The following is an 11,723-nucleotide window of genomic DNA, read 5'->3' on the forward strand; positions in this document are numbered from 1 at the left end:
CCGAACCCGCCTCGAAGCCGCCGGAAAACCCGCGAAACTCGCCATCACCGCCTGCGCCAGAAAGCTCCTCACCATCCTCAACGCAATGATGCGCGACCACACAGACCACCTGAAACGGGCCGCGTGAAAGACAGTTGCTACCAGATTGTCCGGCGCACTATCCCGCCGTGTTCGACGACACGCCCACCTGCGCCGGGCGCAACAGCCGGTCGTGCAACAGGAACCCTTCCGTCATCACCTGGATGATCTGCCCGGCCTTCGTCCCCGGCAGCGGAGCCTCGAACATCGCCTGATGCAGCTGCGGGTCGAACTGATCGCCCACCGCGGGGGAAACCGGGGTCACCCCATGCTTGGTCATCACATTGGTCAACTCGCGCAGGGTCAGCTCGACGCCCTCGATCAGCGCCGCCGAGGCAGCCCGCGACTCCTCGGGGATCGCCTGGATCGCCCGGTTCAGGTTGTCGTAGACCGGCAACAGGTCGCGCGCGAGCCGCGTCCCGCCGTACATCTCGGCCTCTTTCCGGTCACGCTCGGCGCGTTTCCGCGAGTTCTCGGCATCCGCCAGCACCCGCATGAACTTGTCGCGCAGCTCGTCCCGCTCGGCCCGCAGGGCCTCAAGCTCGCCATCGACAATCGTATCAAACTCATTCAGCTCCACCTGCGCCGAGGTGGTCTCTTCCTGCGACATGCGCCACATCCTCTTTCAGCCCTTGCCGCGGTCAGAGACCAGACGGCCCACCAGCTGGGCGGTGTAATCGACGATCGGGACGATGCGGCCATAGTTCAGCCGGGTCGGACCGATGACGCCCACCGCGCCGATGATTTTCCGATCAGCGTTCATATAGGGAGAAACCACCAGACTTGAACCCGAAAGTGAGAAAAGCTTGTTCTCCGACCCGATAAAAATGCGCACCCCTTCGCCCGCTTCGGTCAGGTTCAGGAATTCGGCAATGTCGCGCTTGCGTTCCAGGTCGTCGAACAGCACGCGAATCCGGTCGATTTCCGCCTGATCCACCGCTTCGCCGATCAGGTTCGCCCGGCCGCGCACGATCAGCCGCTCCGAAGGCTCCCCGGCGTTCTCCCACAGGGCGAGGCCGCTTTCCACCAGCTGCCGGGCCAGTGAATCGATCTCCTGCCGTCGCCGCGCGATCTCGCCGACCATCCGCGCCCGCAGTTCCGACAGCGTCCGCCCTTCGGCCAGAGCGTTCAGGAAGTTCGCCGCCTCGCGCATCGAGGAGGGCGTCTGCCCCGGTGGCGGCACGAAGACCCGGTTTTCCACCTGGCCATCGGCAAAGACCAGCACCACCAGCGCCCGGTCGGCCCCCAGGCTGACGAATTCGATATGCCGGATCGCGGCTTCCCGTTTCGGCGACAACACCACGCTGGCCCCCCGGGTGATCACCGACAGCGCCGCGCCCACCTCGTCCAGCAGCGTCGTCACGTCATGGTCGTTGACGCCCAGCGTGGCGTCGATCTTCTCCTGATCCTCCGGCGCGACCTGGCCCACTTCCAAAAGGCTGTCGACGAACATCCGCAGCCCCGCCTGCGTCGGCACCCGGCCCGCCGAGATATGCGGGCTGTCCAGCAGCCCCAGATATTCCAGGTCCTGCATCACATTGCGCACCGTCGCCGCCGAGACTTTCTCGGACAGGGTGCGCGTCAGGGTGCGCGACCCCACCGGCTCGCCCGAAGTGAGATAGCCCTCCACCACCCGGCGAAACACTTCGCGGGTGCGGTCGTTCATGTCGGACAGGATCGGCTGGCTGGTCATGGTAATCGGGGTTGCATCCCCCGCCTGTGGTTGCATATGTGGCCGCAGTCCGAGCAGAGAGGTCCGGCAATGCGTCCGTCAGGCAGAAAACTAAGCGATCTTCGGGCGGTTTCAATCGAAACCGGCGTGATGAAGCATGCCGAAGGCTCTTGCCTGATCAAGATGGGCGAAACCCATGTGTTGTGTTCGGCCACGATCGAGGACAAGGCCCCGCCCTTCCTGAAGAACACCGGCCAGGGTTGGGTGACGGCGGAATACGGCATGTTGCCGCGCGCCACCAACTCGCGCACCCGGCGCGAGGCGGCTGCGGGCAAGCAGTCCGGTCGCACGCAAGAGATTCAACGGCTTATCGGACGCTCGCTGCGCGCGGGCGTGGACCGGCAGGCTTTGGGCGAACGCCAGATCGTCGTGGACTGCGACGTGATCCAGGCCGATGGCGGCACCCGCTGCGCCTCGATCACCGGCGGCTGGGTCGCTTTGCGTCTTGCCGTCAACAAGCTCCTGACCTCGGGCGTGATCATCAGCGACCCGATCCTGGACCATGTTTCCGCCGTCTCCTGCGGCGTCTATGCCGGGCAGCCGGTGCTGGATCTCGACTATGCCGAGGATTCGGCGGCCGGGACCGACGGCAACTTCGTGATGACCGGCGCGGGCAAGCTCATCGAGGTGCAGATGTCCGCCGAGGGCTCCGCCTTCAGCCAGGACGAGCTTCTGCATCTCCTCGATCTCGCCCGCCAGGGCAATGCCGCCTTGGTCGCCGCACAACGGGCGGCGCTGGGCCTCTAAAATGCTGAAGCGCGGGGATCGCCTGCTGGTCGCCACCCACAACCGTGGCAAGCTGGAAGAGATCGCCGATCTTCTCGCCCCCTTCGAGGTGACCGTCACCGGCGCCGGTGACCTCGGCCTGCCCGAGCCCGAGGAAACCGAAACCACCTTCGTCGGCAACGCCCGCCTCAAGGCCCACGCCGCCGCCAAGGCCTCGGGCCTCATCGCGCTGGCCGACGATTCCGGCCTCGCCGTCGACGCGCTGAACGGCGCTCCGGGTGTATTTACAGCCGACTGGGCCACAACCGGCAAAGGCCGCGATTTCAAGGTCGGCATGGAACGGGTCTGGCGCGAACTGGAGGCGATCCACGCCCCCGAACCCCGCCACGCCCAATTCTGCTGCACCCTCGTCCTCGCCTCCCCCGCTGGCCAGGACCTTGTCTTCGAAGGCAAATCCCCCGGCCGTCTGGTCTGGCCCGGTCGTGGTGAACAGGGCCACGGCTTCGACCCGATCTTCCTGCCCGACGACCATGCCCAGACCTTCGGCGAGATGGACCGCTGGGAGAAGAACCGCCTCTCCCACCGCGCCGACGCCTTCCGCAAACTCGTCGCCGCCCTGTTCCCGTAAATGGACGACTGGCGCCACGCGGGCTTCGGCCTGTATATACACTGGCCCTTCTGCCAGTCGAAGTGCCCCTACTGCGACTTCAACAGCCACGTCGCCGCCCGCGTGGACCAGTCCCGCTGGCTTCAGGCCTTCGAACTTGAAATCGACCGCATCGGCGCCCTGACCCAGGGCCGCATCCTCAACACCGTCTTCTTCGGCGGCGGCACCCCCTCGCTGATGGAGGCCGCCACCGTCCAGGGCATCCTCGACCGCATCCGCGCCACCTGGACCCTGGCGAACGACATCGAGATCACCCTCGAAGCCAACCCCGGCAGCGTCGAGGCCGCCCGCTTCGAGGGCTACGCCGGGGCGGGCGTCAACCGGGTTTCGCTTGGGATTCAATCGCTTGTCTCGGATGACCTCCGCCGCCTCGGCCGGATGCACACTGTCGATGAGGCCGCAAAAGCCATCGCCATTGCCCAGTCCACCTTCCAGCGCGTCTCGATCGACCTGATCTACGCCCGCCAGGACCAGACCCTCGCCGCCTGGCGCGACGAGCTGGCCCGCGCGCTCGACTTCGGCACCTCGCACCTCTCGCTCTACCAGCTCACCATCGAGGACGGCACTGTCTTCGGCCAGATGCACGCCAAGAACCTGCTGCGCGGCCTGCCCGAGGAAGACCTGTCCGCCGACATGTTCGAACTGACGCAGGAAATCACTCGCGCCGCTGGCCTCCCCGCCTACGAGGTGTCGAATCACGCCCGTCCCGGCGACGAATCGCGCCACAACCTGATCTACTGGCGCATGGGCGACTATGCCGGAATCGGCCCCGGCGCGCATGGCCGACTCACCCTCGACTCGGGCCGATTCGCCACCGAGGCCGAACGAATGCCGACCCCCTGGCTCGACCGCACACTCACCGCCCCCGGCTCTGCCGAGCACATCGACCGGCTGACGGCAGAAGACCGCGCCAGCGAATACCTGATGTTCGCCCTGCGCCTGCGCGAAGGCGCCTCGCTCGACCGCTACGCCGCGCTTGCAGGCCAACCGCTTCCGCAAACCGTGCTGGACGAAGTCATCGACCTCGGCCTCCTGTCCCGCGACGGCGACCGCATCTGCACCACCGACAAAGGCGTCATGATGCTGAACGGAATCCTCCGCGCGCTCCTCGCCGACCGCCGCAGCGCTTAGTCCCGCGCTACCCGATCCGGTATGGCCGAAAGCATCTGGCACAACATGTCGAGGTCTTCCAGGCTGTCATAGCGGATCGTCATCTGCCCGCCCTCTGCCCCCGCCGCGTGGTCGATCTTCACCTGCATCCGCAGATTGGCCGACAGGTCCGCCTCCAGCACCCGCGTGTCGGCATCCTTTTCAGGTGCTTTCGCCACCGGCTTCGACGCAGGCTTTGCCGAGTCCTGCGCCTTCATCAGCTTTTCGGTCTCGCGGACCGACAACCCTTTCGCGACGATCTGCGCTGCAAGCTCCGAGGCTTTCGGGCTGCCGATCAACGCCCGCGCGTGGCCCGCCGACAGCGCGCCCTCGCGCACCATGTCCTGCACTTCGGTCGGCAAGGACAGCAGCCGCATCAGGTTCGCGACATGACTGCGGCTCTTGCTCAGCGCTTCGGCCAGCTTCTCTTGCGTGTGCCCGAATCGGGTCATCAACTGCCGGAAGCCAAGCGCCTCTTCGATGGCATTCAGGTCCGAGCGCTGGATGTTCTCGATGATCGCGACTTCCAGGACTTCGGTATCGTTAAGATCCCGCACCACAACGGGAACTTCGTGCAGTTGCGCCAGTTGCGCCGCCCGCCAGCGCCGTTCTCCGGCGACGATCTCATAGGCATCCCGCCCCGGTTTCCGCCGCACGATCAGCGGCTGGATCACGCCTTTCTGCCGAATCGAATCGGCCAGCGACTCAAGCTCGTCGGCTTTGAAATCCAGTCGCGGCTGCTGCGGGTTCGGCTCCAGCTTGTCGACCGGAAGATGCAGTTCGGCTTTGCGCGGTGTCGCCATCTGCTCCGGTCCCGCCAGATGGACATCCGCCATCAGCGCCGAAAGCCCCCGCCCAAGCCCTCGCTTCTCGTTCTTGCTGTTCATGCTCAGGCCTCTGAAACTTCAGGTGTTTTGTGACGGTCGGAGATTTCCTTCGCGAGGGCCCGATAGGCCTCGGCGCCCTTCGAGCCGGGATCGTAAGTCAGCACCGGCAGCGCATAGGAGGGCGCCTCGCTGATTCGCACATTGCGGGGAATCGTCGTTTTCATCACCAACTCGCCCATGTTGGCGCGGGCGTCCGCTTCGACTTGCGCTGTCAACCTGTTGCGGCGGTCATGCATCGTCAACACAACCCCTTCGATCCGTAAGTCGGGATTCGCCGACCGCCGCACATCGCGAATCGTCAGCATCAGCTGCGACAGGCCCTCCAGCGCAAAGAACTCGCACTGCAGCGGCACAAGGACTGAATCGCAGGCTACAAGCGCGTTGATCGTCAGCAAGCTCAGCGCTGGCGGGCAGTCGATCAGGACGTAGTCGAAGCCGTATCCATCCATCTCCGGCCGATGCAGCGCGTCATGCAGCAAGTAGCTGCGCCGCTCGTTCGACACGATGTCCAAGTCAGCCGAGGACAAGTCCGCGTTGGCTGGAATGATTCTGACTTCGGGAATACCGGTTTCGATCACTACATCCTGTAGGTCCGCACTATCGACAATCAAGTCGTAGCTCGTGCGCTTCCGAGCATCGGGCCTGATGCCCAACCCTGTCGAGGAGTTGCCCTGCGGATCAATGTCGACAAGCAGAACGCGCTTGCCCAGTTCTGCCAAGCCCGCTGCCACGTTGATTGCAGTCGTCGTCTTCCCGACGCCGCCCTTCTGGTTTGCTAAAGCAAGGATATATGGGCGGTCAGTCATGGCGGTGAATGTTCCTGATCACAAGTAAAGCAGCTTCGCTGTCCGACAGGCTAGGCTGCGTGTCAACGTCGAAAGTCCAGAGCTTTCGCGCATCCTCAAGCTCAGAAGCGAATCGCGCGCCTTTCGGGAAGACTGCTACGCCTCCAGCTCGCAAGTGGCGCTCCGCATAGCGCAGAAGGTCCGAAAGCGGGGCTAATGCGCGCGCGGAAAGCACATCTGCTTCTTGCAGCGCAAGCGTTTCAATCCGCGCGCTGTGGACTACTACGGAAAGCTTGAGCGTTTGCGCTGCTTGGCGCAAGAACGTCGCTTTGCGCAAGTCCGACTCGACAAGCGTAACTTGAAGGCCGGGCTGCAGTTCCTGCGCGAGAATCGCAACAACAAGCCCTGGAAAGCCCCCGCCTGACCCGAGATCAACCCAACTCCGCACGCTTTCTGTCGGCACAGCTGCGAATACTTGCGCTGAATCCGCAATGTGGCGGTTCCACAACTCAGCAACTGTATTCTTGCTGACAAGGTTGATGGCAGGCGTCCAGCGCAGGACAAGCGCTTCATAGGCTCGCAGCGCTTCGAATGTTTCACGTGAAACATCGACACTGCCGACAGACAAGTCCGCTGCGCTTGTCATCCAGCACGCCGCTCTGCAGGTTTCCGCAAATGCGCAAGGACAAGCAGCAAAGCAGCAGGCGTAACGCCTTCGATTCGCGAAGCTTGCAGAATCGAGTCCGGTTGCGCGCGGAGAAGCTTCTGCTTCAACTCGTTCGACAAGCCGGAAATCCTGCTGTAGTCGAAGCCGCTTGGAATCCGCTGCGTTTCCTGACGGCGCAAGTCGGCAACTTCTTTCGCTTGCCGGTCAGAATACTGGTCATACGTTGAATCGATCTGAAGCTGCTCCAGAACATCTGTGGCCAGCGCTGCATAGTCCGCGAAAGCGCCGACAAGATGTGGCAGTTCAGCGCCAGGCAAACTCAATATGTCGTAGGCTGAGCGTTTGCCGCCATCCCTGCTGACAGCAATGCCGACGTCGTTCAGCGCTTTCGGGCCAATCTGCACTGCTTCCAGCGCAGCTTTCCCCGCTTCCAGCGCTGACAGTTTCGCGTCGAACGCAGCGCGCCGCGCATCCGACACGCAGCCCGCTGCAACGCCAAGCGGCGTCAACCGCCGGTCGGCATTGTCCGCCCGCACAGTCAGCCGGAACTCCGCACGCGATGTGAACATGCGGTAGGGCTCCGTCACCCCGCGCGACGTCAAGTCGTCGATCATCACGCCGATGTAGCTTTCGGTTCGGCTGAACTCCACTGGCGCGCGCCCACTAGCCGCAGCAGCAGCGTTCATCCCAGCTACAAGCCCTTGTGCCCCCGCTTCCTCATACCCCGTCGTCCCGTTGATCTGGCCCGCAAAGTACAACCCCGGTACAGCCCGCGTCTCCAGCGTCCGGTGCAAGCTGCGCGGGTCGAAGTAGTCGTATTCGATAGCATAGCCCGGCTGCAGGATCGCAGTCCGCTCCAGCCCCGGAATCGTGCGGATATAAGCCTCCTGCACTTCTTCCGGCAGCGAGGTCGACAACCCGTTCGGATAGACTGTGTCGTCGTCCAGCCCCTCCGGTTCCAGGAAGACCTGGTGCGAGGTCTTGTCGGCGAACCGAACCACCTTGTCCTCGATCGACGGGCAATAGCGCGGCCCGACGCCCTCGATATGCCCCCCATACATAGCGGAGCGCGCAAGGTTGTCCCGCACGATCTGGTGAGTCGCCTCGGATGTATGAGTAATCCCGCAGGAAATCTGCCGCGCTTCCGGCGCTCGGTTCAGGAAGGAAAACACCGAAGGATCTTCATCCCCCGGCTGGCTTTCCAGCCGCGCCCAGTCGATTGTCCGGCCGTCCAGCCGTGGCGGCGTGCCCGTTTTCAGCCGTCCGACTGGCAGCGCCAACTCGCCCAACTGCGCCGCCAGCACGCGCGACGGCGAATCGCCCATCCGCCCCCCCGACATCCGCCGGTCGCCGATATGGATCACCCCATTCAGGAACGTCCCCGCTGTCAGCACAACCCGGCCCGACAACAGCTCCACACCCGAAGCCAGGACCACTCCCGCTACCGCACCGCCAACCAGCCGCAACCCGGCAACTTCGCCCTCGATCACCTCCAGCCCCGGCGTCGCCAGCAACTCCGCTCGCATCGCTTCGCGGTACAGCCGCCGGTCGATCTGCGCTCGCGGCCCCTGGACAGCTGGGCCTTTCCGCCGGTTCAGCAAGCGGAACTGAATCCCCGCCTTGTCCGCCATCCGGCCCATCACCCCATCCAGCGCGTCGATTTCGCGCACAAGATGGCCTTTGCCCAAGCCACCAATGGCCGGGTTGCAGGACATTGCGCCCAGCGTTTCCACCCGCAGCGTCACTAGCGCAGTGGACACACCCATCCGGGCAGCAACAGCAGCAGCTTCAGCGCCCGCATGGCCGCCGCCAATCACGATGACATCGTAGTGTTTCACGTGGAACACTCCTTGGGAAACCCTTCACTTGCCGATGCAGAAGCTGGCGAAAATCTCGCCGAGCAAGTCGTCCACATCTACGCGGCCAACCAGAGCATCCAGTGCCCGGACAGCTTGCCGAAGATGCTCTGCCGCCAGCTCGACGCGCGAGTCGGGTCTTACCACTTCTGCCCGTGACTCGGCCAGAGCACCAATTGCCGATGTAACAGCCACGCGATGCCGCTCGCGCACTAATGCGCCGGCAGAGCCCACACGTTCCCCCAGGATTTCGCCGATCCGGGCCATCAGTTCCGGCACACCCGCTCCCGTCTTGCCGGACACGGCCATGCCAAAGCTACCTGATCTTGTGTCCGACTTTCCCATAACCACAAGATCATCGCTCGTTGGTTCCAGACCCGGCACAACCGACCCATCCGTCAGGAACAGGCGCAAATCCGCCGCCTCGGCGCGGGAAATCGCCCGGTCGATCCCGGCCTGCTCCAATTGGTCCTCGGTGTCGCGCAGCCCCGCTGTGTCGAGGAAAGTCACCGGCAGCCCGGCAATATCCATCCGCACTTCGATCACGTCGCGCGTCGTCCCGGCGATCTCGCTAGTGATCGCCGCCTCGCGCCCCGCCAGCTGGTTCAGCAGCGTCGACTTCCCCGCATTCGGCGCGCCGACGATGGCCACTTCGAACCCGTCGCGGATGCGCTCCGCAGCCGTCACCCCGGCGGCTTCGCGGCCAAGGTCCGCCATCAGCCCGTCGATCAAGGCCAGCACTTCCGGCGAGACATCGACCGGCACGTCCTCATCGGCGAAATCAATCGTCGCTTCCAGCAAAGCCCCCGCCCGGATCAAGTCGCGCCGCCAGCCGTCCACCTTCTGCCCGACCGAGCCAGACAGAACCCGCACCGCCTGCCGCCGCTGCGCCTCGGTCTCGGCGTCGATCAGGTCGGCCAGCCCCTCGACTTGCGCCAGGTCCAGCACGCCGTTTTCCAAGGCGCGACGGGTGAACTCCCCCGGCTCCGCCAGCCGCAACCCCGGCTGACTGGCCAGCGCCCGCAACACCGCGCCCACCACCGCCGGGCCACCATGACAGTGCAGCTCGACCACCGCCTCACCGGTGAAGCTGGACCCCTCGGCAAAGGACAGCACCAGCGCCTCGTCCAGCAGCTCGCCGCCCCAGCTCAGCCGCCGCAACCCGGCCACCCGCGCCGCAGGCAAAGACCCGCACAGCGCCAGCCCGGCCGCAGAAGCCGCCGGACCCGAGACGCGCACCACGGCAAGGCCCGATCGACCCCGCGCCGTTGCCAGGGCATAGATCGTGTCCATCGCCCTCGCCTTTTAGGTGTTCATCGACTCGAAGAAGTCGGCGTTCGACTTCGTCTGCTTCAGCTTGCCGATCAGGAACTCGATGGCATCCGTCGTGCCCATCGGGTTCAGGATGCGGCGCAGGACATAGGTCTTCTGCAGGTCCATCTTGTCGACCAGCAGGTCCTCTTTCCTTGTGCCGGACTTGAGGATGTCCATCGCCGGGAAGACACGCTTGTCGGCAACCTTGCGGTCCAGCACGATTTCCGAGTTCCCCGTGCCCTTGAATTCCTCGAAGATCACCTCGTCCATCCGGCTGCCAGTGTCGATCAGCGCGGTGGCGATGATGGTCAGCGACCCGCCTTCCTCGATGTTCCGGGCAGCGCCGAAGAATCGCTTCGGGCGTTGCAGGGCGTTGGCGTCCACGCCGCCGGTCAGCACCTTGCCCGAGGACGGCACCACAGTGTTGAAAGCCCGGCCGAGGCGCGTGATGGAATCGAGCAGGATCACCACGTCGCGCTTGTGTTCGACCAGCCGCTTCGCCTTCTCGATCACCATTTCCGCCACCGCGACGTGCCGCGTCGCCGGTTCGTCGAAGGTCGAGGCCACGACCTCGCCCTTCACCGTGCGCTGCATGTCGGTGACTTCCTCGGGCCGTTCGTCGATCAGAAGGACGATCAGATAGCATTCCGGGTGGTTGGTCGCGATGGAATGCGCGATGTTCTGCAACAGAACCGTCTTGCCCGTCCGCGGCGGCGCCACGATCAGCCCGCGCTGGCCCTTGCCGATGGGCGAGACGAGGTCGATGATCCGCGCCGAGCGGTCCTTGATCGTCGGGTCCTCGACCTCCATCTTCAGCCGCTCATCGGGGTAGAGCGGCGTAAGGTTGTCGAAGTGGACCTTGTGCTTGGCCTTCTCCGGGTCATCGAAGTTGATCTTCGTCGCCTTGGTCAGGCTGAAATAGCGCTCGGTTTCCGACGGGGCCTTGATCACCCCTTCGATGGAATCCCCGGTCCGCAGCGAGAACTGGCGGATCATCTCGGGCGAGACGTAGATGTCATCCGGGCCGGGCAGGTAGTTGGCCTCGGGCGAGCGCAGGAACCCGAACCCGTCCTGCAGCACCTCCAGCACGCCATCGCCGCCGATCTCCCAGCCTTCCTCGGCATGCTCCTTCAGCAGCGAGAACATCATCTCGCCCTTGCGCATGGAGGGGGCGTTCTCGATCTCCCATTCCTCGGCCATCGCCAGCAGGTCGGCGGGGGTTTTGGCCTTCAGTTGGGCGAGATTCAAGCGTTCGACAGTCATGGAATACCTTTGAGCGGACCACGCCCGTTGCGGGGGGTCTCGGCAGATTTGGAACGGGAGATGCGATGGACCGGACGGCCCTGCACCGCCGCACCTAATGCCGCCGAGCCCGAAAGTCAATCAGTAGCGCAGGACGACCGAGAAGACGATGACCAGCATCAGCACGGTCGGCACCTCGTTCATGATCCGGTAGGTCCGCCCGCTGCGGGTGTTCTCCCCCCGCGCGAACTCCTTGCGGCGCAGCGACAGCCAGCCGTGGAACCAGCCCATCACCAGGATAGCCCCCGCCTTGACCCAGGGCCAGGCGAAGGACCAGTCCACCACCCCCGGCGTGAACACCAGCCCCAAGCCGAAGACGAAGGTCGCGATCATCGCCGGGTTGATGATCCCCCGCAACAGTCGCCGCTCCATCACCTGGAACATCGCATCGGTCTTCGACCCCGGCTCCACCTGCTCGGCGTGGTAGACGAACAGTCGCGGCAGGTAGAACATCCCCGCCATCCAGGAGATCACCGAGACGATGTGCAGCGCCTTCGTCACCGGGTACCAGTCGGCCAGGAAATCCGTGATCGTCTCGAACATGTCCACCTCGCTGGCTG

Annotated in this window: 12 protein-coding genes and 1 pseudogene; 4 read left to right on the forward strand and 9 right to left on the reverse strand. The window is 64.4% G+C overall.

Translation table 11 applies throughout. The features are described 5' to 3' along the window. A pseudogene (locus ACE3P6_RS17895) lies at window positions 1–127 on the forward strand (IS110 family transposase); the annotation flags it as partial. A gap of 30 nt (window positions 128–157) precedes the next feature. Here the strand turns inward: ACE3P6_RS17895 and ACE3P6_RS17900 are convergent. Both ACE3P6_RS17900 and hrcA read right to left on the reverse strand, forming a co-directional pair. Then, on the reverse strand, window positions 158–688 hold the full coding sequence (locus tag ACE3P6_RS17900) for a nucleotide exchange factor GrpE (protein WP_374397766.1): 531 nt from the start codon (window positions 686–688) through the stop codon (window positions 158–160). A 15-nt stretch (window positions 689–703) separates the two neighbouring features. Continuing rightward, window positions 704–1,771 (reverse strand): heat-inducible transcriptional repressor HrcA, encoded by a 1,068-nt coding sequence (gene hrcA / locus ACE3P6_RS17905; RefSeq protein WP_374397768.1) that lies wholly within the window; start codon window positions 1,769–1,771, stop codon window positions 704–706. 69 nt (window positions 1,772–1,840) lie between these two features. On the opposite strand from hrcA, the gene rph reads away from it, so the two are divergent. Genes rph through hemW form a run of 3 tightly spaced genes read left to right on the forward strand, consistent with a single transcriptional unit; the run spans window position 1,841 to window position 4,334 of the window. Then, complete coding sequence (gene rph, locus ACE3P6_RS17910; RefSeq protein WP_374397770.1) at window positions 1,841–2,557, forward strand: ribonuclease PH; 717 nt, start codon at window positions 1,841–1,843, stop codon at window positions 2,555–2,557. A 1-nt stretch (window position 2,558) separates the two neighbouring features. Beyond that, window positions 2,559–3,164 carry an RdgB/HAM1 family non-canonical purine NTP pyrophosphatase gene (gene rdgB, locus ACE3P6_RS17915; RefSeq protein ID WP_374397772.1) on the forward strand — a complete coding sequence of 202 codons (606 nt, stop codon included), beginning with the start codon at window positions 2,559–2,561 and terminating at the stop codon, window positions 3,162–3,164. Next, window positions 3,165–4,334 (forward strand): radical SAM family heme chaperone HemW, encoded by a 1,170-nt coding sequence (gene hemW / locus ACE3P6_RS17920; protein ID WP_374397774.1) that lies wholly within the window; start codon window positions 3,165–3,167, stop codon window positions 4,332–4,334. It begins immediately after the preceding gene. Here the strand turns inward: hemW and ACE3P6_RS17925 are convergent. The 7 genes from ACE3P6_RS17925 to hemJ all read right to left on the reverse strand — a co-directional run bounded on the left by ACE3P6_RS17925 (window position 4,331) and on the right by hemJ (window position 11,706). Beyond that, window positions 4,331–5,239, reverse strand: a complete 909-nt coding sequence (locus tag ACE3P6_RS17925) for a ParB/RepB/Spo0J family partition protein (protein WP_374397776.1) — start codon at window positions 5,237–5,239, stop codon at window positions 4,331–4,333. The two genes, hemW and ACE3P6_RS17925, sit on opposite strands and share 4 nt — an antisense overlap. Window positions 5,240–5,241: 2 nt before the next feature. Next, the gene (locus tag ACE3P6_RS17930) at window positions 5,242–6,045 is read right to left on the reverse strand and encodes a ParA family protein (RefSeq protein ID WP_374397778.1); all 804 of its coding nucleotides are present in this window, start codon (window positions 6,043–6,045) and stop codon (window positions 5,242–5,244) included. Then, a complete protein-coding gene (rsmG, locus tag ACE3P6_RS17935; protein ID WP_374397781.1) occupies window positions 6,038–6,670 on the reverse strand; it encodes a 16S rRNA (guanine(527)-N(7))-methyltransferase RsmG in 633 nt (210 codons plus the stop codon). Before rsmG ends, ACE3P6_RS17930 begins: the two co-directional genes overlap by 8 nt. Beyond that, window positions 6,667–8,529: a tRNA uridine-5-carboxymethylaminomethyl(34) synthesis enzyme MnmG gene (gene mnmG, locus ACE3P6_RS17940; RefSeq protein WP_374397783.1), complete on the reverse strand. Its 1,863-nt coding sequence runs from the start codon at window positions 8,527–8,529 to the stop codon at window positions 6,667–6,669. Before mnmG ends, rsmG begins: the two co-directional genes overlap by 4 nt. Window positions 8,530–8,553: 24 nt before the next feature. Then, window positions 8,554–9,840 carry a tRNA uridine-5-carboxymethylaminomethyl(34) synthesis GTPase MnmE gene (mnmE, locus tag ACE3P6_RS17945; RefSeq protein WP_374397785.1) on the reverse strand — a complete coding sequence of 429 codons (1,287 nt, stop codon included), beginning with the start codon at window positions 9,838–9,840 and terminating at the stop codon, window positions 8,554–8,556. Window positions 9,841–9,852: 12 nt separating this feature from the next. Further along, window positions 9,853–11,124, reverse strand: a complete 1,272-nt coding sequence (gene rho / locus ACE3P6_RS17950) for a transcription termination factor Rho (protein ID WP_374397787.1) — start codon at window positions 11,122–11,124, stop codon at window positions 9,853–9,855. A gap of 120 nt (window positions 11,125–11,244) precedes the next feature. Continuing rightward, window positions 11,245–11,706 (reverse strand): protoporphyrinogen oxidase HemJ, encoded by a 462-nt coding sequence (gene hemJ / locus ACE3P6_RS17955; RefSeq protein ID WP_374397789.1) that lies wholly within the window; start codon window positions 11,704–11,706, stop codon window positions 11,245–11,247. Between the last annotated feature and the right edge of the window lie 17 nt (window positions 11,707–11,723).

Origin of the sequence: Tabrizicola sp., assembly GCF_041911175.1 — a bacterium.
Taxonomy (GTDB): Bacteria; Pseudomonadota; Alphaproteobacteria; order Rhodobacterales; family Rhodobacteraceae; genus Tabrizicola.

Bases quoted from the DNA above. Each gene is read 5' to 3' on its own strand.
- ACE3P6_RS17930 (WP_374397778.1), bottom strand. From the start codon at position 6,045: ATGACTGACCGCCCATATATCCTTGCTTTAGCAAACCAGAAGGGCGGC.
- hemJ (WP_374397789.1), bottom strand. From the start codon at position 11,706: ATGTTCGAGACGATCACGGATTTCCTGGCCGACTGGTACCCGGTGACG.
- rsmG (WP_374397781.1), bottom strand. From the start codon at position 6,670: ATGACAAGCGCAGCGGACTTGTCTGTCGGCAGTGTCGATGTTTCACGT.
- rdgB (WP_374397772.1), top strand. From the start codon at position 2,559: ATGCTGAAGCGCGGGGATCGCCTGCTGGTCGCCACCCACAACCGTGGC.
- rph (WP_374397770.1), top strand. From the start codon at position 1,841: ATGCGTCCGTCAGGCAGAAAACTAAGCGATCTTCGGGCGGTTTCAATC.
- hemW (WP_374397774.1), top strand. From the start codon at position 3,165: ATGGACGACTGGCGCCACGCGGGCTTCGGCCTGTATATACACTGGCCC.
- ACE3P6_RS17900 (WP_374397766.1), bottom strand. From the start codon at position 688: ATGTCGCAGGAAGAGACCACCTCGGCGCAGGTGGAGCTGAATGAGTTT.
- ACE3P6_RS17925 (WP_374397776.1), bottom strand. From the start codon at position 5,239: ATGAACAGCAAGAACGAGAAGCGAGGGCTTGGGCGGGGGCTTTCGGCG.
- rho (WP_374397787.1), bottom strand. From the start codon at position 11,124: ATGACTGTCGAACGCTTGAATCTCGCCCAACTGAAGGCCAAAACCCCC.
- hrcA (WP_374397768.1), bottom strand. From the start codon at position 1,771: ATGACCAGCCAGCCGATCCTGTCCGACATGAACGACCGCACCCGCGAA.
- mnmE (WP_374397785.1), bottom strand. From the start codon at position 9,840: ATGGACACGATCTATGCCCTGGCAACGGCGCGGGGTCGATCGGGCCTT.